General features: G+C 68.8%; 22 protein-coding genes and 4 tRNA genes. 20 read left to right on the top strand and 6 right to left on the bottom strand.

Annotated elements, in window-relative coordinates:
- Nucleotides 1–73 precede the first annotated feature (73 nt).
- Together selA and selB are read left to right on the top strand one after the other, a co-directional pair.
- Complete coding sequence (gene selA, locus G3T14_RS14205; RefSeq protein ID WP_163643191.1) at nucleotides 74–1,528, top strand: L-seryl-tRNA(Sec) selenium transferase; 1,455 nt, start codon at nucleotides 74–76, stop codon at nucleotides 1,526–1,528.
- The gene (gene selB, locus G3T14_RS14200) at nucleotides 1,525–3,459 is read left to right on the top strand and encodes a selenocysteine-specific translation elongation factor (protein WP_163643190.1); all 1,935 of its coding nucleotides are present in this window, start codon (nucleotides 1,525–1,527) and stop codon (nucleotides 3,457–3,459) included. The genes selA and selB overlap by 4 nt, the downstream gene beginning before the upstream one ends.
- A gap of 9 nt (nucleotides 3,460–3,468) precedes the next feature.
- Here selB and G3T14_RS14195 read toward each other — a convergent pair.
- The 3 genes from G3T14_RS14195 to G3T14_RS14185 form a co-directional block, all read right to left on the bottom strand.
- Nucleotides 3,469–3,561: transfer RNA gene (locus tag G3T14_RS14195), tRNA-Sec, on the bottom strand.
- Nucleotides 3,562–3,672: 111 nt separating this feature from the next.
- A complete protein-coding gene (locus G3T14_RS25410) occupies nucleotides 3,673–5,109 on the bottom strand; it encodes a HAMP domain-containing sensor histidine kinase (protein WP_348645274.1) in 1,437 nt (478 codons plus the stop codon).
- Nucleotides 5,106–5,774 carry a response regulator transcription factor gene (locus tag G3T14_RS14185; RefSeq protein WP_163643189.1) on the bottom strand — a complete coding sequence of 223 codons (669 nt, stop codon included), beginning with the start codon at nucleotides 5,772–5,774 and terminating at the stop codon, nucleotides 5,106–5,108. The genes G3T14_RS25410 and G3T14_RS14185 overlap by 4 nt, the downstream gene beginning before the upstream one ends.
- A gap of 149 nt (nucleotides 5,775–5,923) precedes the next feature.
- On the opposite strand from G3T14_RS14185, the gene G3T14_RS14180 reads away from it, so the two are divergent.
- From G3T14_RS14180 to G3T14_RS14125, 12 genes are all read left to right on the top strand, one after another.
- Nucleotides 5,924–6,592 carry a DNA-binding protein gene (locus tag G3T14_RS14180; RefSeq protein WP_246733341.1) on the top strand — a complete coding sequence of 223 codons (669 nt, stop codon included), beginning with the start codon at nucleotides 5,924–5,926 and terminating at the stop codon, nucleotides 6,590–6,592.
- Nucleotides 6,593–6,651: 59 nt separating this feature from the next.
- Nucleotides 6,652–6,963, top strand: coding sequence for a hypothetical protein (locus G3T14_RS14175; RefSeq protein WP_163643188.1), 312 nt, complete (start codon nucleotides 6,652–6,654; stop codon nucleotides 6,961–6,963).
- Between the two features lie 79 nt (nucleotides 6,964–7,042).
- Nucleotides 7,043–7,495, top strand: coding sequence for a nucleotidyltransferase family protein (locus tag G3T14_RS14170; RefSeq protein WP_163643187.1), 453 nt, complete (start codon nucleotides 7,043–7,045; stop codon nucleotides 7,493–7,495).
- A gap of 145 nt (nucleotides 7,496–7,640) precedes the next feature.
- Entirely contained in the window at nucleotides 7,641–8,054 is a 414-nt protein-coding gene (locus G3T14_RS14165) for an EF-hand domain-containing protein (protein ID WP_163643186.1), read from the top strand.
- Nucleotides 8,055–8,286: 232 nt separating this feature from the next.
- Complete coding sequence (locus G3T14_RS14160) at nucleotides 8,287–9,204, top strand: branched-chain amino acid ABC transporter permease LivH (protein WP_163643185.1); 918 nt, start codon at nucleotides 8,287–8,289, stop codon at nucleotides 9,202–9,204.
- A 28-nt stretch (nucleotides 9,205–9,232) separates the two neighbouring features.
- The gene (gene livM / locus G3T14_RS14155; RefSeq protein ID WP_348645273.1) at nucleotides 9,233–10,576 is read left to right on the top strand and encodes a high-affinity branched-chain amino acid ABC transporter permease LivM; all 1,344 of its coding nucleotides are present in this window, start codon (nucleotides 9,233–9,235) and stop codon (nucleotides 10,574–10,576) included.
- Nucleotides 10,577–10,659: 83 nt separating this feature from the next.
- Entirely contained in the window at nucleotides 10,660–11,472 is an 813-nt protein-coding gene (locus tag G3T14_RS14150) for an ABC transporter ATP-binding protein (protein ID WP_246733344.1), read from the top strand.
- Entirely contained in the window at nucleotides 11,469–12,251 is a 783-nt protein-coding gene (locus G3T14_RS14145; RefSeq protein WP_163643183.1) for an ABC transporter ATP-binding protein, read from the top strand. Before G3T14_RS14150 ends, G3T14_RS14145 begins: the two co-directional genes overlap by 4 nt.
- Nucleotides 12,248–12,595 (top strand): DUF6867 family protein, encoded by a 348-nt coding sequence (locus tag G3T14_RS14140; RefSeq protein WP_163643182.1) that lies wholly within the window; start codon nucleotides 12,248–12,250, stop codon nucleotides 12,593–12,595. The genes G3T14_RS14145 and G3T14_RS14140 overlap by 4 nt, the downstream gene beginning before the upstream one ends.
- A gap of 101 nt (nucleotides 12,596–12,696) precedes the next feature.
- Nucleotides 12,697–13,818, top strand: coding sequence for a branched-chain amino acid ABC transporter substrate-binding protein (locus G3T14_RS14135; RefSeq protein WP_163643181.1), 1,122 nt, complete (start codon nucleotides 12,697–12,699; stop codon nucleotides 13,816–13,818).
- A gap of 289 nt (nucleotides 13,819–14,107) precedes the next feature.
- A complete protein-coding gene (locus tag G3T14_RS14130) occupies nucleotides 14,108–14,389 on the top strand; it encodes a hypothetical protein (RefSeq protein WP_163643180.1) in 282 nt (93 codons plus the stop codon).
- A 324-nt stretch (nucleotides 14,390–14,713) separates the two neighbouring features.
- Entirely contained in the window at nucleotides 14,714–15,175 is a 462-nt protein-coding gene (locus G3T14_RS14125) for a tellurite resistance TerB family protein (RefSeq protein ID WP_163643179.1), read from the top strand.
- A 13-nt stretch (nucleotides 15,176–15,188) separates the two neighbouring features.
- Here the strand turns inward: G3T14_RS14125 and G3T14_RS14120 are convergent, their stop codons facing one another.
- The 3 genes from G3T14_RS14120 to G3T14_RS14110 all read right to left on the bottom strand — a co-directional run bounded on the left by G3T14_RS14120 (nucleotide 15,189) and on the right by G3T14_RS14110 (nucleotide 16,081).
- Nucleotides 15,189–15,506 carry a hypothetical protein gene (locus tag G3T14_RS14120; RefSeq protein ID WP_163643178.1) on the bottom strand — a complete coding sequence of 106 codons (318 nt, stop codon included), beginning with the start codon at nucleotides 15,504–15,506 and terminating at the stop codon, nucleotides 15,189–15,191.
- Between the two features lie 117 nt (nucleotides 15,507–15,623).
- Nucleotides 15,624–15,700 (bottom strand) — tRNA-Ala (locus G3T14_RS14115).
- A 305-nt stretch (nucleotides 15,701–16,005) separates the two neighbouring features.
- A tRNA-Asn gene (locus G3T14_RS14110) sits at nucleotides 16,006–16,081 on the bottom strand.
- Nucleotides 16,082–16,487: 406 nt separating this feature from the next.
- On the opposite strand from G3T14_RS14110, the gene G3T14_RS14105 reads away from it, so the two are divergent.
- The 6 genes from G3T14_RS14105 (at nucleotide 16,488) to G3T14_RS14080 (ending at nucleotide 23,812) form a co-directional block, all read left to right on the top strand.
- Nucleotides 16,488–16,561 (top strand) — tRNA-Cys (locus G3T14_RS14105).
- Nucleotides 16,562–16,752: 191 nt separating this feature from the next.
- Nucleotides 16,753–17,403, top strand: a complete 651-nt coding sequence (locus G3T14_RS14100) for a protein-L-isoaspartate O-methyltransferase (protein WP_163643177.1) — start codon at nucleotides 16,753–16,755, stop codon at nucleotides 17,401–17,403.
- Between the two features lie 580 nt (nucleotides 17,404–17,983).
- Nucleotides 17,984–19,435 carry a TolC family outer membrane protein gene (locus tag G3T14_RS14095; protein ID WP_163643176.1) on the top strand — a complete coding sequence of 484 codons (1,452 nt, stop codon included), beginning with the start codon at nucleotides 17,984–17,986 and terminating at the stop codon, nucleotides 19,433–19,435.
- A 187-nt stretch (nucleotides 19,436–19,622) separates the two neighbouring features.
- Nucleotides 19,623–20,246 (top strand): DUF2497 domain-containing protein, encoded by a 624-nt coding sequence (locus G3T14_RS14090; protein ID WP_204262863.1) that lies wholly within the window; start codon nucleotides 19,623–19,625, stop codon nucleotides 20,244–20,246.
- Nucleotides 20,247–20,339: 93 nt separating this feature from the next.
- Nucleotides 20,340–23,078 carry a valine--tRNA ligase gene (locus G3T14_RS14085; protein ID WP_163643175.1) on the top strand — a complete coding sequence of 913 codons (2,739 nt, stop codon included), beginning with the start codon at nucleotides 20,340–20,342 and terminating at the stop codon, nucleotides 23,076–23,078.
- A complete protein-coding gene (locus G3T14_RS14080; RefSeq protein WP_163643174.1) occupies nucleotides 23,075–23,812 on the top strand; it encodes a DUF2459 domain-containing protein in 738 nt (245 codons plus the stop codon). Before G3T14_RS14085 ends, G3T14_RS14080 begins: the two co-directional genes overlap by 4 nt.
- Nucleotides 23,813–23,839: the final 27 nt, after the last annotated feature.

Raw genomic sequence — 23,839 nt, 5'->3', positions numbered from 1 at the left:
TCGGATGGGCCTTGGCATAGCTCTACGGACGATGCCTCCGCAGACAGGGGCCGATGGAAGGTCGAGGCCCGGAATGATCGCAGGCGACGGACTGGTTGAGGCGGTTGCTCCCCCTCCCGCGGACCTATCCCGTCTGCGCGCGCTCCCCGCCGTCGACGAGGTGCTGCGCTCCGAGGCCGGCCTGTTCGCGGTGGAGCGTCATGGCCGGCAGGCTGCGGTGATGGCGGCGCGCGCGGCCCTCGACGCGGCCCGTGCCGCCCTGCGGGCCCAGGCCGGGACCGTACCGGGCGCCGCGGATCTCGGCGCCGGGGCGTTGGCTGCGCTCGAGGCCGCCGCGCGCCCCAACGTCCGCGCGGTCTACAACCTCACCGGCACCGTGCTGCACACCAATCTCGGTCGTGCCGTACTGGCGGAGGCGGCGATCGCGGCGGCGACGCTGGCGATGCGCGGCGCCGTCGCCCTCGAATTCGACATCGCCACCGGACGGCGCGGCGAGCGCGACGACCTCGTGCGCGATCTCCTGACCGGGCTCACGGGGGCGGAGGACGCGACCCTCGTCAACAACAATGCCGCCGCCCTGATGATCGTCCTCAACACCCTGGCGCAAGGGCGCGAGGCGGTGGTGTCGCGCGGCGAGCTGATCGAGATCGGCGGCGCCTTCCGCCTGCCGGACATCATGGCCCGCTCCGGCGTCCAGCTGCGCGAGATCGGCACCACCAACCGCACGCATTTTCGCGATTATCGCGAGGCGGTCGGGCCCGAGACCGGGCTCCTCCTCAAGGTCCACACCTCGAATTTCCGGGTGCAGGGGTTCACCGCCGAGGTCGGCGCGCGGGAACTGGCCGGGCTCGGGGCCGAGACGGGGGTGCCGCTGGTCAACGATCTCGGCTCCGGTACCCTGGTCGATCTGGTGCCCTGGGGGCTCGCCCATGAGCCCACAGTGGCGGAGGCGGTGGCCGAAGGCGCCGACCTCGTCACCTTCTCGGGCGACAAGCTGCTCGGCGGCCCGCAGGCCGGCTTCATCGTCGGCCGGCGCGACCTCATCGCGCGGATCAACAAGAACCCGATGAAACGGGCGATGCGGGTCGACAAGATCCGCCTCGCCGCCATCGAGGCGACCCTGCGGCTCTATGCCGATCCGGACCGGCTCGCCGACAGATTGCCGACCCTGCGCTGGCTCGCCCGCAAGGCCGACGCGATCGGCGCCATCGCCGCGCGGGTGGCGCCGGCCGTGGCCGCCGCCGCCGGACCGCGCTTCAGCGCCGAGGTGGCACCCTGCGCGAGCCAGATCGGCTCGGGCGCGCTGCCGCTGTCGACCCTGCCGAGCGCCGCCATCCGGTTGGCCCCGGTGGAGCGCAAGGGCGCGGGACAGGCGCTGGGCGACCTCGCGGCGGCGTTCCGCGCCCTGCCAGTGCCGGTGATCGGCCACATCGCCGACGACGCCTTCTGGCTCGATTGCCGGTGCCTCGACGACGAGGCGGACTTCGCCGCCAACCTGGCGGGTCTCGCAATCGGCCCGGCGCGATGATCGTCGGCACCGCCGGGCATATCGACCACGGCAAGACCTCCCTGGTTCAGGCCCTCACCGGAATCGATACCGACCGGCTCAAGGAGGAGAAGGCGCGCGGCATCTCCATCGATCTCGGCTTCGCCTACCTGCCGGTGCCGGATGGCGATCGTCTCGGCTTCGTCGACGTGCCGGGCCACGAGCGCTTCGTCCACACCATGCTCGCCGGAGCCGGTAGCATCGATTGGGCGCTCCTGGTGGTGGCGGCCGATGACGGGCCGATGCTGCAGACGCTGGAGCACCTCGCGATCCTCGATCTCCTCGGGATCGCCAACGGCATGGTCGCGCTGACCAAGACCGACCTCGTCGCGCCGGAGCGGCTCGCCGCGGTCTCGGCGCAGATCCGGGACGCGCTGACACCCACCGGCCTTGCGGGAATCGCCATCGTTCCGGTCTCGGCCCGCACCGGCGCCGGTATCGAAGCGTTGCGGAACGCGCTGTTCGCCGCCGCCCGCAGCCACGCCGACCGCAACGCCGAGGGCCTGTTTCGGCTGGCCGTCGACCGCTCCTTCGTCCTATCGGGCGCCGGCACCGTGGTCACCGGCACGATCCTGTCCGGCTCGGTAGCGGTCGGCGACCGGGTGATGGTGAGCCCTTCGGGCGTTCCCGCCCGTGTCCGCGCGATCCACGCCCAGAACCAGCCGGTGGAGCGGAGCCGGGCCGGCGATCGCTGCGCCCTGAACCTCGCCGGCGAGGGCATCGCCCGCGATGCGATCCACCGAGGCGACGTGGTGTGCGACCCGAGCCTGCACGCCCCCACCGCGCGCCTCGACGCGCAGGTGAAGCTGCTGCCCGGAGAGAAGGCCATTCCCGCGTGGATGCCGGTGCGGCTGCACCATGCCGCCACCAGCGTCGGCGCCCGTCTCGTGGTGCTGGAGGCCGGACCGCTCGAGCCCGGCGCGACCGGCCCGGTCCAGCTCGTCCTCGACACCCCGATCGCGGCCGCGGTGGGGGACCGCTTCGTGCTGCGCGACGTCTCGGCCCAGCGTACCCTCGGCGGCGGTCGCTTCCTCGATCTGCGCCCGCCGTCACGCCGGCGACGTGCGCCCGAGCGCCTTGCCCAACTCGCCGCGGCCGCCGCGGAGACGCCCGCGGCGGCCCTCGCCGGCCTCCTCGCCCTGCCGCCCTATCACCTCGATCTGGTCGCCTTCGGGCGTGATCGGACCTTGACGCCCGACCGGGTCGAGCGGCTGGCCACGGACCTGTCCCTGGTCAGGCTCACCGTGCCAGACGGGACCATCGCCCTGGCGCCGGCGGCGTGGGGCGCCTTGAGCGACGATCTCGTCGGCCGGCTCGCCGCCTTCCACGCGGAGAATCCCGACCTGATGGGGATCGGCCAGGAGCGCCTGCGCCTGTCCCTCGACGTGCGCCTGACGGCGCCGGTGTTCCGGGCGATGCTGCAGGAGATGGCGCGGGCCGGGCATCTCGTCCTCGACGGGGCCTGGGTGCGCCTGCCCGGCCATACCGCGACGTTGTCCGAGGTGGACGAAATCCGCTGGCGCCGCATTCCGAGCCTGATCGGAGGGGCCGAGCGCTTCCGCCCGCCACGGGTACGCGACATCGCCAAAATCATGGGGGTGGCCGAGGCGGATATCCGCCACCTGCTCAAGCGCGCCTCGCGCCTGGGCCGGGTCGACGAGGTGGCGCACGATCACTTCTTCCTGCGCACGACCACGTCGGAGATGGTGGACCGCGTCGCCTCTTTATCGGCGACCCTGCCGAAGGGCGAGTTCACCGCCTCGCAATTCCGCGACACGGTGGAGAACGGCCGCAAGGTGGCGATCCAGATCCTCGAATTCTTCGACCGGCACGGGGTGACGCTGCGGCGGGAGGATCTGCGCCGGGTCAATCCACAGCGGCTCGATCTCTTCCGGATCCGTTCGGCAGGGTAGGGGCGTTTCTGGCGGAGGCGGATGGGAATCGAACCCACCGTACGTGTTGAGCGTACCACTGGTTTTGAAGACCAGGAGGGCCACCAGACCCCGTTCGCCTCCGCTGCCGGTTCTATCGACCGACCGGTAGCCGGACAACCGCCCAGGATCACGCAATGCCGGGCGGCCTTGTCGCAGCCGCCCGTTCGGCCGTGGGAGGTTCAGCGGCATCGCTCACACCGGCAGCACGAGCCCGGCCCGCAGGCCGCCCAACGGGGAGCGGTCGAGCCGGAGCGTCCCGCCATAGAGTTCGGCGAGTTCCGTGGTGATCGAGAGGCCGAAGCCGTTGCCCGGTACGGTCTCATCGAGGCGCCGGCCGCGCCGGATCGCCTGCGCGGCGGCCGCATCGTCGAGGCCGGGGCCATCATCCTCCACCGTGACGATGGCGCCCTCATCCGTGACCACGCCCGAGACGCGGACACGGGTCCGGCCCCATTGGCAGGCATTGTCGACGAGGTTGCCGAGCATCTCGTCGATGTCCTGTCCGTCGCAGGCCACCGCGAGGTCCGCGGGAATCGCCACGTCGATGGCGAGGGATTTTTCGGCATAGAGCCGCAGGAAGGTGGTGCGCAGGTCGGCGACATGGCCGGTGATCGCGGTGCGCTCGCGGGTGCCGCCCTCCAGGGCTGCCGTACGGGCGCGACGCAGGTGATGGCGGACCTGCCGGTCCATGGCGGAGACGAGGCCGGACAGGACCCCGTCGGGGTCGCGGTGCGAATCCGAGAGCGCCAGCGTCAGGGTCGCGAGCGGGGTCTTCAGCCCGTGGGCGAGGTTGGCCACATGATTGCGGGCCCGTTCGAGGTTGGCCGCGTTCTGGTCGAGGAGAGCGTTCACCTCCGTCACCAGCGGCCGGATTTCCGCCGGCTGCTTGCCCGGCACCCGGGTGCGGCGCCCGGCGCGGATGTCGGTCAGGTCCCGGCGCAACCGGTCCAGGGGCTTCAGGCCGAGGCGAACCTGCGCGAAGGTTCCGGCCATCAGGCACAGGCCGAGGAGGCCGAGCACCAGGGCCAGCACGCCGGCCGCCTCGCGCAACGGACCGTTCAGGGCGGAAGCCGGGGCAGAGGCGACGAGGATCGCCGGGCCGGCCACCCCCTCCGGCGGCAGGACGAGGATGCGCAGGATCAGCGGCTGGCCCCACGGGCCGGTGCCGTCGGCGGGCCTTGGAGCGTCGTCGTCCCGGCCCGGATGCGGGAGGGCGGGCAGCGCCAGATCGCGCCCCTCCAGCGAGCCGGAGCGCACGGCCTCGGCACCCTGTCGGACCTGCCAGTACCAGCCGGCCCGCTCGCGGTCGAAGGGCGGCCCGTCGAGGTTGCGCCCCACCGACACTCCGCCCGGCCCGCGCCGGAGACTTGCGGCGATGGCGACGAGTTGGCTGTCGAGGCGGCTGTCGACCTGCCCGCGGACGAAGCGGTGCAGGATCAGGCCGATGCCGAGGCCCGCCACCACGAGGGCCATCGTGACGAAGACGCCGGCGGCGACCAGGAGGCGCCGCTGCAGCGAGCCGAGATGGAACGGCCCGGCGGGCTTTTTCGCGCTGTGGTCCGGGCCGTGCGCGCGCGGGCTCGGGGGAATGGGACGGCCGCTCGGGTTCACCGGGGCAGGACGGCTCACGCCTCCGCTCCGGCCATCAGCCGGTAGCCGTGGCCGCGCACGCCTTCGATCCGGGCCGGGGCGATCTTGCGGCGCAGACGGGTCATGATGACCTCGACCGAATTCGAATCGACATCGGCATCGCCGTCATAGACCCGCTCGATGAGTTGGCCGCGCGGCACCACCCCGTCCTTGCGCAGGATCAGGCAGGACAGCACCCGCCATTCGAGCCCGGTGAGTTTGAGCGGCAGCCCGTCACACTCGAAGGTGCCGAGGCCGGAATCGTAGGTGAGCGGCCCGCACACGAGCCGGCTCGCCCCGTTGGCACTGGCCCGGCGCACCAGGGCGCGCAGGCGGATCACCAGTTCCTCAACCCGGAACGGCTTGACGAGAAAGTCGTCGGCGCCCGCCTTGAAGCCCGCGACCTTGTCGCTCCAGCCGTCGCGCGCGGTGAGGATCAGCACCGGCACGGTGTGACCGCCGGCCCGCCAGGATTGCAGGACGGCGAGACCGCCGCGCTTCGGCAGGCCGAGATCGAGCACCACCGCGTCGTAGGTCTCGGTCTCACCGAGATGCTGGCCGTCCTCGCCGTTCACCGCATGGTCGAGGGCGAAGTGTTCCGCCCGCAGCACCCGGGCGATCTCGGCGGCGAGCGGCGCATCGTCCTCCACGAGCAGGATCTTCATGAGCGGGTCCGGGGGGTTGCAGGGCGAGCGGGCGGCCTACGCCGCCTCGTTTAACCGGGGCTGAACCGCATGGTTCAGACCGGGTTCGCGGGCCTCCCCTAGAACGGCGTCAACCCGAGAGGGGACGCCCACACCAGGACATCGAGACCATGACCACTCACGAGACCATGACCACTCACGAGACCAAAACACCCGCCGAGATCAAAACACCCGCCAAGGCCCGCGCCTCCCGCCGCGCCCTCGTAGTCGGCGCCATCGCCGCGCCGCTGGCCTTCGGTGCGGTCGGCCTGTCGCTCGCCCAGAACGGAGCCTCCGTGCTGACGCCGGTGGAGCCCACCGCGATCGCGTCGCTCAAGCCCTCGGCCGCTATCGCCGCCAAGGGCGAGGTCGCCGAGATCTACGGCAATAAGTTCGTGGTCCAGGACGGCACCGGCAAGGCCCTGGTAGAGACCGGCAAAAGCGGCGAGGGCGGGACCCTGGTCAAGGCCGGCGAGGCCGTCACCGTCCAGGGCCGGTTCGAGAACGGGTTCCTCCACGCCCTGCTGATCACCCGCGCCGACGGCAGCAAGACGTTGGTGGGTCCCGCCGGCGGCCCGCCCCCCGGCACCCTCGATTGGGCCAGGGACAAGGTCGGCCTCGGCGCCAAGCCCGACGTCCCGACCCTGACGGGCCTCGTCCAGTCCGCCGGCTACACCGACATCCGAATCGTCGGCCGTGGCCCGCGCCATCTCGAGGTCGCCGCCAAGGGCGCCGATGGCCGCGAGCGTCAGCTCCATGTCGGCTTCGACGGCCGGGTCCGCGAGATGCGGACCTTCTGAACCGCTACCCCCCGCACCCTGCAACCGCCTTTCCAACCGATCGACCCGAGGAACGGACCATGACGAAGACGATCGCTGCCTTGAGCACCGCCGCTATCCTGCTCGCCACCGCGGCGGTGGCTCAGCCCGCCCCGCCGCCCGGCGGTCCGCGTCCCGGTCCGGAGGCCGGCGCCCCGCCTCCGCCCCCGCCCGGCGGTCCCCGTCGCAATCCCGATGCCCCGCCGCCGCCGCCGCCGAAGGCCGCGCATTTCCGCCTGGAGCGCGGCGACACCGCCGTCGACGTCAAATGCGCCGATGACGAGCCGATGAGGGCCTGCGCCGACATCACCCAGCAGCTGCTCGACAAGCTCACCGGGATGCCGAAGCCCTGAGGCGCGCGGCAACCCATCAGTGCGGCGGGGCGTCCCGCCCCGCCCATCGACACCGGAATCAGAGTGAAGGACCAAATCCATGAATGAGACCCAGCAGGCGCACGGAACGATCTGGGCCGTGTTCGGCCATCGCCTGGCCATCGAGGGCGCGACTGGGAAACATCTGGCCGATCTCGGGCCGAAAGGCGCGAAGGGGCTGTCCCTCAAGGTCGGAGATACGATCACGGTCGCGGGCGAGGCCAAGCCATCCGAGATCAAGGTCGCGACGCTGACCTTCTCGGACGGCACGACGCACACCATCGTCTGGGACAAGCCGCATGCCGCAGAGATGCCGCCCGCCGACCCCGAGCGTGCCCGTGACGCCCTGCGCCAGGCCGGCTACCGGATCGAGGGCGAGCCGAAGCGGAAGCCCAAGCATTTCGAGCTGCAGGGCATCCGGGATGGCGGCCGTTTCGAGGTCCATGTCGCCCTCGACGGAACCATCCGCAAGGCAAAAGCCCTGGACGTAAAAGCCCTCGACGCAGCGGCCTGAAAAACCGCCCTGAACGAGCCGGGAGGCGAGATGTTCCGCCTCCCGGAATGCGGCCCAGGAAATACTGCGTTGCAATATAAATCTTTCGCCGGAGGTGGGGCCTGTGGTAAAGCGGCAACGCACATTGCCTGAAAGAGGTCACTCCATGTCCAATCTGTCTCGTCTGTCCCTCATCCTCGGCGCCGCCGCCCTCGCCCTGCCGTTGGCGGTCCCGGCCTCGGCCAAGAGCGCCGGAGCGGCCAAGGTGATCACGATGGTCGATACCGACAGCGACGGCACCATCGATCTGAAGGAAGCGCAGGCGGTGGCCGGCGCCCTGTTCGACAAGCTCGAATCCGACAAGGACGGCACCGTCGACACCAAGGAGCTCAAGGGCCGGGTCAGCAAGGCCGCGCTCAAGATGGCCGATCCGGACAAGGACGGCACCCTCGACAAGACTGAGTACCTCGCCCTCGTCGAGGCACGCTTCAAGGCGGCCGACCCCGACAACGATGGCACCCTCGATGCCAAGGAGCTGAAGACCCCCGCCGGCAAGGCCCTGATCTCCCTGCTGAAGTAAGCCGGGAATCGGCCGGTTCGGCTGCTCTCTCCGAAGTCATACGAGAACGGCCCGGCGCCTGGCGCCCGGGCCGTTTTTACGTTTCAAGAGCCGTGATTTCTCGCCCGGGGTTGTGGCGCGAGGATTGACCCGAGATCGAACTTCGGCTCATGCCAGGGGCTCTGCCAAGCTGGCACGCCATTCGCGAATGGTCGCTTACGGACGCGAGTGGTCGCCGACGGAAAAGGCGCCCATGGAATTCTTTGCCCAGCAGTTCATCAACGGCCTGACGCTCGGCTCGATCTACGGCCTGATCGCGCTGGGCTACACCATGGTGTTCGGCATCATCGGCATGGTGAACTTCGCCCATGGCGACGTCTTCATGCTGTCGTCCTTCATCGCGCTGATCTGCTTTCTCATCCTCACGACCTGGCTCGGGCTCACCTCGGTGGCCTTGGTGTTCCTGATCGTGCTGATCCTCGCGATGGTGCTCACCGCCCTGTGGGGCTGGGCGATCGAGCGCGTCGCCTACCGGCCGTTGCGGGGCTCGTTCCGGCTGGCGCCGCTGATCTCCGCCATCGGCGTCTCGATCTTCCTGTCGAACTTCGTCCAGGTGGTGCAGGGCGCCCGCAACAAGCCGGTGCCACCGCTGGTGCGCGAGGTCTTCGTGCTGTTCCAGAACGAGCAATACACCGTGACCCTGTCCTACAAGCAGGCGATCATCATGACGACGACCGCCGCCCTGCTCGCCGGTTTCTGGTACCTCGTGCAGCGCACCTCCTTCGGCCGGGCCCAGCGGGCCTGCGAGCAGGACCGGCGCATGGCGGCGCTCCTCGGCATCAACGTCGACCGCACGATCTCGCTGACCTTCGTGCTCGGCGCCGCGTTGGCCGCCGTGGCCGGCACCCTCTACCTGCTCTATTACGGAGTCGTCTCGTTCTCCGACGGGTTCGTGCCCGGCGTGAAGGCCTTCACCGCGGCCGTCCTCGGCGGCATCGGCTCGCTGCCCGGCGCCGTCCTCGGCGGCCTCATCATCGGCCTCATCGAGACGTTCTGGTCGGCCTATTTCTCGATCGAATACAAGGATGTGGCCGCGTTCCTGATCCTGATCGTGGTGCTCATCTTCAAGCCGTCCGGCATTCTCGGGCGCCCCGAAGTGGAGAAGGTCTGACGTGGCGCAAGGATCGACGATCGGACAGGTGGCCCCGACCGTGGCCCCCCGCTCCACCGCCGCCCTGCCCGCATTGCTCAAGGATGCGGCACTCTTCGCCCTCGTGACCCTCGGTCTCGCCATTCCGGTGGTGGCCTACCGGACCGATCTCGGGCAGGGCACCGGGCTGGTGCTCACCGGCCGCTGGGGTCTGGTGGCGAGCCTGTGCCTCGCCATCTTCGTCCTGCGGCTGGCCCAGAGACTGGTGCTGGCCGAGGTCTCGCGCCGACGCGACGCCCGCATCCTGGCCGGGGTCGCTGCGCCGCCGGTGGCGGTTCGCCCCGCCCGCATCCTCGGACCGCTGACCCTCGCGATCGCGCTGACGCTGCCGTTCCTCGCCGCCTTCGGCAGCGGCGGATTGTCGGAGGGGCGCTACTGGATCGATCTCGGCATCCTCATTCTCACCTACGTGATGCTCGGCTGGGGCCTGAACATCGTCGTCGGCCTCGCCGGCCTGCTCGATCTCGGCTACGTCGCCTTCTACGCGGTCGGGGCCTATTCCTACGCCCTGCTCTCCACCGTGTTCGGCCTGTCGTTCTGGATCTGCCTGCCGCTGTCCGGCCTGTTCGCGGCGGCCTTCGGCATCCTGCTGGGCTTTCCGGTGCTGCGCCTGCGCGGCGACTATCTCGCCATCGTGACGCTGGCCTTCGGCGAGATCATCCGCCTCGTCCTCATCAACTGGACCGACTTTTCCGGGGGATCCGCCGGTGTCTCGTCGATCCCGCGCGTCAACTTCTTCGGCGTTCCGTTCGCGGCGGGCGAGGGCGGGTTCGCCGCGCTCTTCGGCCTGAGCTTCAACCCGATGCACCGGGTCGTCTTCCTGTATTACCTCATCCTCGTCCTGGCGCTCATCACCAACCTCGTGACCCTGCGCATGCGCCGCCTGCCCCTGGGCCGCGCCTGGGAGGCCCTGCGCGAGGACGAGATCGCCTGCCGCTCGCTCGGGATCGACACCACCATCACCAAGCTCACCGCCTTCGCGCTGGGGGCGATGTTCGCGGGCTTCGCCGGCTCGTTCTTCGCCGTGCGCCAGGGGTTCGTCAGCCCCGAGAGCTTCAACTTCCTGGAGAGCGCCATCATCCTCGCCATCGTCGTGCTCGGCGGCATGGGCAGCCAGATCGGCGTGGCCATCGCCGCCATCGCCATGGTCGGTGCGCCGGAACTGCTGCGCAACCTCGGCTTCCTCCGCGCGGTGTTCGGGGAAGGGTTCGACCCCAACGAATACCGCCTTCTGCTGTTCGGGCTCGCCATGGTCGGCATGATGGTCTGGCGCCCGCGCGGCCTCATCTCCGAGCGCACCCCTTCCGTCCGGCTCGCGGGGCGCAAGTCATGACCCTCGCCACGATCCAGGATGCGCCCCCGGCGGCCGTCTCCGGCGGCCCCGACGACGCGGTGCTGATCGTCGACCACCTCACCATGCGCTTCGGCGGCCTCACCGCCGTCGGCGACGTCTCGTTCAAGGTCGGGCGCGGCGACATCACCGCGCTCATCGGCCCCAACGGCGCCGGCAAGACCACGGTCTTCAACTGCATCACCGGCTTCTACAAGCCCACCGAGGGCATGATCCGGCTGCGCCAGGCGGATGGGGCGACCTACATGCTGGAGCGCCTGCCCGGCCACGACGTGAACCGGGTCGCCCGCGTCGCCCGCACCTTCCAGAACATCCGCCTGTTCCCGCAGATGACGGTGCTGGAGAACCTGCTGGTGGCGATGCACAAGCCCCTGATGCGGGCGTCGGGCTTCAGCCTCGCCGGCATCCTCGGGCTGTCCGGCTACCGCAAGGCGGAGGCGGCGGCGATCGACAAGGCCGCTGCCTGGATCGCGCGCATCGGCCTGACCCACCGCGCCGACGAGCCGGCCGGCGACCTGCCCTACGGCGACCAGCGCCGGCTGGAGATCGCCCGCGCCATGTGTACCGACCCCGTCCTGCTTTGCCTCGACGAGCCGGCGGCCGGCCTCAATCCGCGCGAATCGGGCGAACTCAACACCCTGCTGCGCCTGATCCGCGACGAGTTCGACACCTCGGTGCTGCTCATCGAGCACGACATGTCGGTGGTGATGAAGATCTCCGACCGGATCGTGGTGCTCGATTACGGCATCAAGATCGCCGACGGCACGCCCGAGCAGATCCGCACGGACACGCGGGTCATCGCCGCCTATCTCGGGGTGGACGACGAGGAGGTCGCCGCCGTCGAGGCGGAAGTCGGCCTGACGGGGGCTTCCGCATGAGTGTGGCCGGCATCAACGTCCTGGTGGACGAGACCCGCGCGCGGATGGCGCAAGCCCAGGCGCCGCTCCTCAGCGTGCGCAACGTCTCGGCCTATTACGGCAGCATCCGCGCCCTGAAGGGTGTCGACATCGACGTGAACGAGGGCGAGATCGTCGCCCTGATCGGCGCCAACGGGGCCGGCAAGTCGACCCTGATGATGACGATCTTCGGCCAGCCCCAGGCGCGCGAGGGCACCATCACCTTCGCGGGTCAGGACATCACCCGGTTGCCGACCCACGAGATCGCGCGGCTCAACCTCGCCCAGTCGCCGGAAGGCCGACGCATCTTTTCGCGCATGACCGTGCGCGAAAACCTGCAGATGGGCGCCGCGGTCAATGGTGGACGACATTTCGCCGAGGATCTCGAGCGGATGTGCACCCTGTTCCCGCGTCTCAAGGAACGCATCGACCAGCGCGGCGGCACCATGTCGGGGGGCGAGCAGCAGATGCTCGCCATCGCCCGCGCCCTGATGAGCCGGCCCCGGCTGCTGATGCTCGACGAGCCGTCGCTCGGCCTCGCGCCCCTGGTGGTGAAACAGATCTTTTCCACCGTGCGCGAGTTGAACCGCACCGAGGGGCTCACCGTATTCATCGTCGAGCAGAACGCCTACCATGCCCTGAAGCTCGCGCATCGCGGCTACGTCATGGTCACGGGGGCGGTCACCATGAGCGGCACCGGACAGGCCCTCCTCGACGATCCGCAGGTGAAGGCGGCCTACCTCGAAGGGGGACAGCATTGAGCGGGGCCACGATCGGCATCTTCCTCCTGATCACCGTGGGTCTCGGCGGCTCGGCCGCCTGGATGACCGGCAGCGGTCTCGCGCGCGGCTGGCGCCCGTTCTGGCACTGCGCCCTGGCGCTGCTGCTGATCGCGGCGGTGACGCGCTTCCTCCACTACGCCTTGTTCGAGGAGACGCTGCTCTCGGCGGGCGGCTACCTCGTCGATGCGGCCGTGGCCTTCGTCGTCGGTGCCGTCGCCTATCGCTTCACCCGCGCCGGCCAGATGACCCGGCAATATGCCTGGCTCTACGAGCGCACCGGCCCGCTCTCCTGGCGGGAGCGGCAGCCGACCGCAACACCCTGACCCCGGCGGCGCATGCCTCCGTCACGCAGGATACTCAAGCTTCGCGCGACCGTGCCGCCGACCCGTCCCGCCGGCATGGCGCTTCAAGAGGGGAAACACGCATGAAGTCACTGTTTTCGGCCGGCGTCGCGCTCGGCCTGATGATCGCCGCGACCGCTGCGCACGCAGAGATCAAGATCGGTGTGGTCGTCCCCGTCACCGGCCCCAACGCCGCCTTCGGCGCGCAGATCAAGACCGGTGCGCAACAGGCCATCGCCGACATCAACAAGGCCGGCGGCGTCAACGGCGAGAAGCTCGTCATGACCGTGGGCGACGATGCCTCCGACCCGAAGCAGGGCGTCTCGGTGGGCAACAAGTTCGCCTCCGAGGGCGTCAAGGCCGTGGTCGGCGCCTTCAATTCCGGCGTCTCGATCCCGATCTCCGACGTACTGCAGGAAGCCGGCATCATCGAGATCAGCCCCGCCTCGACGGCGATCAAGTACACCGAGCGCGGCAACTGGAACACGTTCCGCACCTGCGGACGCGACGACCAGCAGGGCGCGGTGGCGGGCGATTATCTCGCCACGAAATTCAAGGGCAAGAAGATCGCCTTCGTGCACGACAAGTCGCCGTATGGCCGCGGCTTGGCCGACGAGACCCTGAAGGCGCTGAAGGCCAAGGGCGGTACCAACGTGATCTTCGAGGGCATCAACCCTGGTGAGAAGGACTTCTCCTCCCTGGTCTCGAAGCTCAAGCAGGCCGGGATCGACGTGGTCTATTTCGGCGGCCTCTACACCGAGGCCGGCCTGCTGATCCGCCAGATGCGCGACCAGGGTCTCAACGCGCCGCTCATGGGCGGCGACGGCATCGCCGACCGCGAGTTCGCGCAGGTGGGCGGCCCCGGCTCCGACGGCACCCTGATGACCTTCTCGCCCGACGCCCGCAAGAACCCGAAATCCAAGGCCACGGTCGACGCGTTCAAGGCGATCAACTTCGATCCCGAGGGCTACACGCTGTATTCCTACGCCGCCGTTCAGATCCTGAAGCAGGCGATGGAGGCGACGAAGTCTTCCGATGGACAGAAGCTCGCCGACTACATGCACCAGGGCAAGCCGTTCGACACGGTGATCGGCGACATTTCCTACGACAAGAAGGGCGACATCACCCGGCCGGACTACGTCATGTACGTCTGGAAGAAGGGCGCGGACGGATCGATCAACTACGCCGGAAACGAAGTGCAATAACCACCGCGGGATCGGCTGATCGCGCCGGTCTTCCATCGCGAGAGCCGTTTCCGTCCCGGCGGAAACGGCTCTTTCGTTTTGACGGGGTGGGGTTACCGCCTGCACCAAAGGCGCGGACGCCAAACCTGCGTATCACGCCACTCTCGCTGTTTCTCAAGTATCCATGCCCGCCACTTGCGTGTGAAACCGCACGGAATTGCCTGAAAGTCCGGCCTATATCGGGTCCACACAAGAACCCACGGCCCCCAACCCTTGATTGGCGACCGCGTCTCACCGATCGGATACCGTCATGAGCGCTCGTTTTGCTTCCGTCACCGCCGCCCTCGTCTTGAGCGCCGGCCTCCTGTCGTCCCCGGCCTTCGCCCAGAGCTATAACGCTCCGGCCGGCATCCCGGCGGCCGCCGCGCCCGGCGGTTTCGAAGGCCAGACCGGCCGCGCCGGAGCGCCTGCAGGCCGCTACGACGCCGCGCCGCAGGTCCACGATGCCCTCACTACGGGATCGATCGGCGCACGCAGCCACCGGTCGCCGCGGCCCTATACCGGCCTGCGCAGCGCGCCGCAGGCCTACTGACCGTCGTCGGACACGCCAATCGGCAAATGGCGGGACGCCAGTCCCGCCATTTGCCGATGCGGATCGCAACGACACGGCGGCCACGGCGTTTGAAAGCACGAAGAGACGTCCACGCGATGCCCGCGACAGCCTGAGGGGCCGCCCCGGCGTTCAGCCTCGCCCACGCGGCGGGGTGTCCGCTGCGGATGCTCCACACGGTTTTTGCGCCGTTACGCCAATTGTGCGGCGATCGGCGCGAGCCGACGCTGTGCCGCGGCGCGCAGGGGCGTAAGCTCGCGTGTACATCCCGTTGCCAAACGCCAGTCGGCGCATCCGAGGACGACCATGGGCATCTTTCACGACATCGCGAGCCGCATCGCCCACAGCATGACCGCGCTCACCGGCGACAAGGTGCTGATGCAGGCCATGGTCTCGGGCGCCGCGAATGTGATCGTCGCCGATGGCGAGGTCGACAACGAAGAGATCGAGGCGGCCTTGGCCGGGATGCGCGCCAACCCGGTCCTGGAAAAGGCCTACGGTACGCTGACGCTCGAAGGCGAGTTGTTCGAGGGCATCGACAGGGCCCGCAGCCGGGCCGGACGCGCCGAAAACCTGCACATGGTCGCCGCCATCGCCGACCGAGCGCTGGAGCAGCGCAACAGCGCCTTCCTGATCGCGGCGGACGTCGCCGATTACGAGGGCATCAGCGAGATCGAGCATACGGCACTAAACGAGATCGCCGCCGCTCTCCAAGTCGACAAGGCGGCATTGCTCGCAGCGTCCCCGGCTTTCCCGCGCGCGATCTGAGCCGGCATTCGCCTCAGGCGACGCCCGGCCCCTCGGCGCGGGCCTCGATCATGGCGAGCGTGCGCAGGATCCCCAGGGCGACGATCTCGGCATCGGTGTCGCCCTCGGGCGTCGCCGGCAGGATGGCGACGGTGCTGACCTCGTCCTCGCTGAGAAAGCCGACCACCACCTTGTAGACGTCGCCTTCAGGGGCGGCGTCGTCGTGGACGAGACACACCCGGCAACCGCCCGCCTCGCCGTAGACGCGCTGCGTCACCACCTGGACGCGGCGATCGTCCAGGCTGTCCTCGGGGCGGGGCTTGCCGAAAGTCGGTCGGATGATGTTGTCCATGGGGCCTTATAGACGACCGATCCCACGATTCGGGAGGTCTTTGCCGCGCCCTCGAGCGCCACACGACGGCATCGCAACGCCCGTGGGTCTCGTCGGTGTGTTGAGTAATCGAGCCGATGGAGGCCGGGGTTCGGATTTGAACCGAACGTGCGAAGCCTTGCGGGGCTCCTGGCTAAACACTCACCCACCTGGCCGTTGCCATTGAAGCACGCTGAGATTCGGTCGCCAAGAGGCGATCCCGAATCCGCCAGGCCAATCTCGCATAGTGTTTCTGAACCCTCGTGCGGCTCATCCGGCGACGCATCGGCAAGACGCACCGGACTGCCCTGCGCTGCAGGCTTCTCGGAGCGAATCCGCAGAAGATGAAGATGGGGGTCGATCTGCGCGGCGGCGTGCGCGGAAGCTGAGACGCGCCACGATCCAAGATCAGTGGCCGGACAATCAGTCTTCGAAGGATATTGGCAGTCTTCGAAAGAGATTATCAGTCTTTGAAAGGGATTGGCTCCCCGAGTAGGACTCGAACCTACGACAAAGCGATTAACAGTCGCTTGCTCTACCAACTGAGCTATCGGGGACCACGGCGGTGGCTCTACACAGCGCTGGCGCGGGACGCAAGGGTCTTGTGCCGACTTTCGACGATTCCGTCGCCCTCCCGGGCCTGCCCGCCAGGGCGAAACCGCTCCTGTGGCGTGATGCGCGACGCCTCCCGCGCGACGGACGGGCGGAGCGTCGCCGGGCGGTCCGAAAAGCGCTTCGCAGCGCCAAAGCCTGAGCCCGCTTCAGCGGGTGCCGCCGATCGCGGCCGGGGAAAATCGCGCGCGGGCGCTTTCGGTCGATTGCCCCGGAGTCGATTGCCCCGGAGACTTTGCAAAAGGGCGTTGCCCATCGGCATGGGCCTCTGCTAGAGACCGCTCTCCCCGGATCGGCCGCCCGGTCGGGGATCGCAGATCGGGGCCCGTTGCGACGGGTCCGCGCGACAGAGGCCTCGTGGCGGAGTGGTTACGCAGAGGACTGCAAATCCTTGCACCCCGGTTCGATTCCGGGCGAGGCCTCCAATTTCCCGCTTTCCGTGTCCGTTCGCGCAAGCTCCACCCGTGCGCTCGGCATCCCGCTTCGGCATCGCGAAAACCTTGCGTTTTCGGGCTTCATCCCCGACAACGCCCGAGCTTTCAGTGCTGCCGCGCGGCCTCCCGTGAGGAGGGGGCCGATGCGGGCAGCCGACCAGCGTCGAGGGAAGACGACATCCATGCTCGATTACGCGCAGGCGCGACGCCTCATGGTCGATTGTCAGTTGCGGACCTTCGACGTGAACGACATCGCGGTACTCGATGCGTTCGAGGACGTCCCCCGCGAGCGCTTCGTGCCGCCGGGCCGCGAGGACTTCGCCTATAGCGACCAGACCCTGCGCCTCGATGCGCACAGCCGTGCCATGCCGGCGCCGATGCTGCTCGCCCGCATGATCCAGTCGCTGACTGTCCTGCCCGGGACGCGCGTCCTCGACGTTGCGGCGGGCTACGGCTACGGCACGGCGCTCCTGCAGCGGCTCGGCGCTCAGGTGACGGCCCTGGAATCGGATGCCGGGCTCTGCGCCGGCGCCCGCGAGCGTCTCGCGGGCCTCACCGGGGTCGCGGTCGTCTCAGGACCGCTCGACGCCGGAAACCCCGCGAGCGCGCCCTACGACGCCATCCTGATCAACGGCCGCATCGAGGTCCGGCCGCAGGCTCTGCTGGACCAGCTCGCCGATGGCGGCCGTCTCGTCTGCGTGATGGGCCGCGACCGGGCGGCCAAGACCACCGTGTTCGTCCGTGCCGGCGATGCCTTCGGCGCGCGTCCGCTCTTCGACGCGAGCCTGCCGCTGCTGGATGCCTTCGCGGTGGAGGCGGGCTTCGCTTTCTGAAGTCTTGTGCAGCGCGGCGGACGCCGGCTCGCCTGAAGAGCAGGCGATTGTAAACCGAGATAGAGCCCTCCGCTGCAATGGAGACCGATGCGTCGTCGGAACACGGCAGAGCGAAGTCTTGGAACGGTGGTCGGATCCATCGGGAGCCGCAACGACTCTTGCCCGATAGCTTTGCTGTCTCGACGCGCGCTGGATTTCACTTTGCCCACGGTCGCTCCAAAGCATCGAATCGACTAACGTATCGCTGCTGGTTTTTTCGAATGCGTGTTCTTCGGTTGGCTTTCTGTCGAAAACCGATGTCCCGTTTTGAACCAAGACTCTCGCGTAGCTTCGGAGCGTTCGCGCGAACGTCTCATGCTTGATCTACGCGCATCGCCGCCGTCTTTTGATTCAATCCAAACGCCTTTCGCTTGCAGGACAGTCGCGTGACAGACGCGAATACTCCGATCCCGGCCGAACGTCGGTGTCGCTTTTATGCGCCACTCGCAACGATTCAGCGTGCGGAGGGAAACCACCCCTGTGCCGAGGGCGGCAACCTCGGCTAGACTTCTGTCTGAGGCGGGCAACCCGGAATGCGCCTATGGCGCGTCGGTCGCATGACGTGACCGACCGGTTCATCGAGAAACCGCAAGGGCTGATGAACGTGAAAGAACGGAAACCTGCGATCCTGAACGGGCTGTCGCTCGTAGGGATCGCCGCACTGGCGCTGGTCGCCGCACGTCCCGCTACGGCGGAGACGCTGGAGAGTGCGTTGGCGCGTGCCTATGGCGCGAATCCGACGCTGAACTCCAACCGTGCGAGCCTGCGCGCCACCGACGAAAACGTGGCGCAGGCGAAATCCGGCTATCGTCCGACCGTGAACGTCGAGGCCGACATCGGCCTGTCGCAGCAACAGGGCCGTTTCAGCGGCTTCAACCTGAACCAGGTGACGAAGCCGGGCGGCGCCGGCATTACCGTCAACCAGACCCTGTTCAACGGCTTTCAGACCGACAACCAGACCCGGCGGGCGGAATCGGGCGTGCTCGGCGCACGCGAGGCGCTGCGCGCCACCGAGATGAACACCCTGTTCAACGCCGCCCAGGCGTACATGTTCGTCCTGAGCGACACCGCGACCCTGGAGCTGCAGCGCAACAACGTCGAAGTGCTCGAAGAGCAGCTGCGCCAGACCCGCGACCGCTTCAACGTCGGTGAGGTGACCCGCACCGACGTGGCCCAGGCCGAGGCGCGCCTCGCCGGCGCCCGCTCGAACGTGAGCAGCGCCGAGGCCACCCTGCGCGCCAGCATCGGCAATTACCGGCGCTATATCGGCGTCGAGCCGCGCCAGCTCGCCCCCGGGCGGCCGCTCGATCGCTTCGTCCCGGCCAATCTCGACAGCTCGATCTCCATCGGGCTCAAAGAACACCCGCAGATTCTCGCCGCCCTGCACGCGGTGGATGTCGCCGCCGCTCAGGTGAAGGTCTACGAAGGCCAGCTCTATCCGACGGCCGGCCTGCAGGGCTCGGTCGCCCAGCGCTACGACGCGCAGTTCCCGGGCGATAACGGCGTCACCGCCTCCATCGTCGGCAGGCTCTCGATCCCGCTCTACGAGGGCGGCCAGACCTACTCGCTGGTCCGCCAGGCCAAGGAGACCGAAGGCCAGCGCCGGCTCGAGGCCGAGGACATCCGCGATCAGATCCGCTCCGCCATCGTCACCGCCTGGGGCCGGCTCGAAGCCGCGAAGGCCCAGGTGCTCGCCTCCCAGGCGCAGGTCCAGGCCAACGAAGTGGCGCTGAACGGCGTGCGCGAGGAAGCCCGCGTCGGCCAGCGCACCACCCTCGACGTCCTGAACGCGCAGCAGGAACTCCTGAACGCCCGCGTGAACCTCATCCTCGCCCAGCGCGACCGGGTGGTGTTCTCCTACGGTGTCGTCCAGGCGGTGGGCCGTCTCACCGTGCGCTACACCTCGATCCCGGTGGCTTACTACAGCCCGAAGGAGCACTTCGATCAGGTCAAGGACCTCTGGTACGGCCTTCGCACCCCCGACGGGCGCTAGTCCGTCTCGGAATGGGGCGGAGGCGTCCGGCCTGACGAAAAACCGCCGCGCCGATTTCGTGACGAACCGGCTCGGACCAGCCGGCTTATCCCGTGTCCTGGCTCCCGGTGCGCTTTCTGTCCGGTGTGAGGCGTGAAATACTACGCATCGTCGTAAACCGTTTCCCCTGACCCCGAGCATCGTCCGGATGAGTGCAGCGAGCCCCAAGGTACCGGACAAGTCCCAAGAGCCGTCGATGGAGGAAATTCTCGCCTCCATCCGCCGCATCATCGCCGACGATCAGAACGCCAAGGCCGAGGGCGCGGAACCGCCGCTCTCCGCCCCGGCGCCCGAGAACGACGACGTGCTCGATCTGGCCGAAGTCGCGCAGCCGGTGCGCAAGCCCATCGCCTTCGCGGAGCCCGAAAGCGCGTTCCGGGAAGCCCCGCGCGACGATGACGGGCAGATCGACTTCGATGCCATCTCGTTCGACGACGAGCCCGAGCCCGAGCCGCTTCCACCCGTCCGGGCCGCCCCTGCGCCGGAGCCGCCGCGGCCTGCGCCCCAGCCGGTCTACCGGGAGCCTGAGCCTCAGCCGCTACAGCTGTCGACGCCCCAGGAGCGCCTGACCTCGGCGGTCACCGATGCCAGCGTGGCCCAGGCCTTCCACATGCTGTCCAACACGGTGTTGAGCGGCAATGCCCGGACCCTGGAAGACCTCGTGCAGGACATGCTCCGGCCGATGCTGAAAAGCTGGCTCGACGAGAACCTGCCGACCATGGTGGAGCGCCTCGTCCGCGCCGAGATCGAGCGCGTCGCCCGCGGGCGCTGACACCGTCAGCGGCGTCCGGTGTTGACGGGACGGGCCTGACGGGTTGAAAGCGGGCCACCGCGATCCGCCCGCACCAGTGACCCGACCAAGCCCATGATGGACAAAACCTTCGACCCCGCCGCCGTCGAGGCGCGCGTCAGCAGCGCCTGGGAGACGGGCGACGCGTTCAAGGCCGGCCGGCCCGAGCGCAGCGGGGCCGAGCCCTTCACCATCGTGATCCCGCCGCCGAACGTCACCGGCAGCCTTCACATGGGCCATGCCCTCAACAACACGCTGCAGGACATCCTCGCGCGATTCGAGCGCATGCGCGGACGCGACGTGCTGTGGCAGCCCGGCACCGATCACGCCGGCATCGCCACCCAGATGGTGGTGGAGCGGCGCCTGGCCGAGGCCAAGCAGCCGGGACGCCGCGAGATCGGCCGCGCGGCCTTCGTCGCGAAGGTCTGGGACTGGAAGGCGGAATCGGGCGGGGCCATCGTCAACCAGTTGAAGCGGCTCGGCGCCTCCTGCGACTGGTCGCGCGAGCGCTTCACCATGGGGCTGGCCGGCGCGCCCGACGACCAGATGGTCCGCGCCGTCACCAAGGTGTTCGTGGATCTCCACGCGCAGGGACTGATCTATCGCGACAAGCGGCTCGTGAACTGGGACCCCAAGTTCCAGACCGCGATCTCGGACCTGGAGGTGCTCCAGATCGAGGTGAAGGGCCACCTCTGGCACTTCGATTATCCGATCGTCGACGCGGCCGGGACCGAGACCGGCGCGATCATCACGGTGGCCACCACCCGCCCCGAGACGCTGCTCGGCGACACCGCGGTGGCGGTCCACCCGGACGACGAGCGCTACACCGCGCTCGTCGGCAGCTTCGTGCGCCTGCCCCTGGTCGGCCGGCTGATCCCCATCGTGGCGGACGAGTATTCCGACCCGGAGAAGGGCACCGGCGCGGTCAAGATCACCCCGGCGCACGACTTCAACGATTTCGAGGTCGGGCGCCGCCACGGCTGCACGCCGATCAACATCCTGGATGCGGAAGCCCGCATAACCCTCGACGGCAATGACGCTTTCCTGAAGGATTCGACCCCCGAACCCGAGGCGCTGGCTCTGCATGGGCTCGACCGGTTCGAGGCGCGCAAGCGCGTCGTCGCCCTGATGGAGGCGCGCGAGCGGCTGCGCCTGATCGAGCCCAACACCCATGCGGTGCCGCATGGCGACCGCTCGAACGTGGTCATCGAGCCGTATCTCACCGACCAATGGTACGTGAACGTCAAGCCGCTGGCCGAGCGCGCGCTCCAGGCGGTGCGTGACGGCCGGACCCGGTTCATCCCCGAAAACTACGAAAAGACCTTCTTCCAGTGGCTGGAGAACATCGAGCCATGGTGCATCTCGCGCCAGCTCTGGTGGGGGCACCAGATCCCGGTCTGGTACGACGAGGCGGGCGGCTGCTTCGTCGCGGCGAGCGAGGCGGACGCACAGGCGCAGGCCGACGCCAAACACGGCGGCCCGGTCGCATTGCGCCGCGACGAGGACGTCCTCGACACCTGGTTCTCCTCGGCCCTGTGGCCGTTCTCGACGCTCGGCTGGCCCGATGCGACGCCGGAGCTCGAGCGCTACTATCCGACGAACACGCTCGTAACCGGCAAGGACATCATCTTCTTCTGGGTCGCCCGGATGATGATGCTCGGCCTGCACGTCACCGACCGGGTGCCGTTCGATACGGTCTACCTGCATACCCTCGTGCGCGACGCCACCGGCGCCAAGATGTCGAAGTCGAAGGGCAACGTCGTCGATCCGCTGGGGCTCATCGACCAGTACGGGGCCGACGCCCTGCGCTTCACCCTGGCCGCCATGGCGGCGCAGGGGCGCGACATCAAGCTCGCGGTCAACCGGGTCGAGGGGTACCGCAACTTCGCGACCAAGCTCTGGAACGCCTCGCGCTTCGCCGAGATGAACGGCTGTACCCTGAGGGCCGATTACCGTCCGGAGGCCGCCACCGAGACCCTCAACCGCTGGGCTCTCGGCGAGGCGGCCCGGGCCGTGGCCGAGGTCACGTCGGCGTTGGAGGCCTACCGCTTCAACGATGCGGCGGCGGCGGCCTACCGCTTCGTCTGGAACATCTTCTGCGACTGGTATGTCGAGCTCGCCAAGCCGGTACTCCAGGGGGAGGGCGATGCCGCCTCCAAGGCGGAGACGCAGGCCACCGTCGCCTTCCTCATCGACCAGATCGCCAAGCTGCTGCACCCGTTCATGCCGTTCCTCACCGAGGAGCTGTGGGCGATCAAGGGCGAGGGGATGCCGGATCGCGGCCTGCTGGCGCTGGCGCCGTGGCCGGACCTCGCGCGCCTGAACGATGCCGCCTCCGAAGCCGAAGTCGGCTGGCTCGTCGACCTCGTCTCGGAAATCCGCTCGGCCCGCTCGGAGACCAGCGTGCCGGCCGCCGCCCAAATCCCCCTCGTGGTGATCGGCGCGGACGAGGCCCTGCGGGGGCGCGCCACGCGCTGGAGCGAGACGCTGACCCGTCTGGCGCGTCTCTCCGAGCTCCGTTTCGAGGCGGTGGCCCCGAAGAACTCGGTCCAGCTCCTCGTGCGCGGCTCGGTGGCGGCGTTGCCGCTGGAAGGCATCGTCGATCTCGGCGCTGAGGTCGCCCGTCTCGAGAAGGAAGCGGCCAAGGCCACGGCCGACATCGCCAAGATCGAGGCCAAACTCGGCAATGCCGATTTCATGGCCCGCGCCCCCGACGAGATCGTCGAGGAACAGCGCGAGCGCCGCGATGCCGAGGCCGCGCGGCTGGAGAAGATCACCGAGGCGCTGGCGCGGCTGACCGACCAATCCGCATGATCCTGCGTCGGCTGGCCGCCTCCGCCCTCGGCCTGCTCGGACTTCTGCTGCTCGCCGTGTTCCTCACGGCGAGCCCCGGCGACCCGGGCTTGTTTCCGGCGAGCGGGGCGGAGTCACGCACACTCGAACTCGTCAGCCATGGCTGGCATTCGGGCCTCGTCATCCCGCGCGAGGCCCTGACCGGGGAGGGGGCCGGACCGGCCCTGCGCAGCATCGCCACGCGCTTTGGCGCCTATCCAAACATCGAGTTCGGCTGGGGCGAGGCGAAATTCTACCGGGCGACCCCGACCCTGGCGCAGTTCGATGCCGGGCTCGCGCTCAAAGCGCTGTTCACGCCGGGCGGGAGCGATGGAATTATCCAGGTGGTGGGGCTCTGGCAGAGCACCCGCGCCAGCTTTCCGTATTCGGACCTCGTCACCGTGCGGGTCTCCCCGGCCGGACTGGCGCGGCTCCTCGCCCGGCTCGAAGCGAGTTTTCGCCTCGAGGGCGGCCAGCCGGTGGCCAGTGGTCCCGGCCTCTACGGGCCGAGCCTGTTCTACGAGGGGCTGGGGCGCTTCTCGTATGCGAACGTCTGCAATCATTGGGCGGCCCGGCTCCTCAACGCCGCCGGCCTGCCGATCACGCCGATGCTCGACACCCATCCGCTCGGCCTGCTTCTCGACCTGCGCTGGCGCGCTGGGCTGGTGCCGCAGCCCGCCCCCATGCCCGACCAGCCCAACCTGTCCAAACCGTAATCTTCGCGCCACGAACGGGTCAGGCGA

Source organism: Methylobacterium sp. BTF04 (assembly GCF_010692745.1).
Classification (GTDB): domain Bacteria; phylum Pseudomonadota; class Alphaproteobacteria; order Rhizobiales; family Beijerinckiaceae; genus Methylobacterium.
The sequence above is the reverse complement of the archived record's forward strand: the minus strand, read 5'-3'. Positions and strand labels throughout refer to the sequence as shown.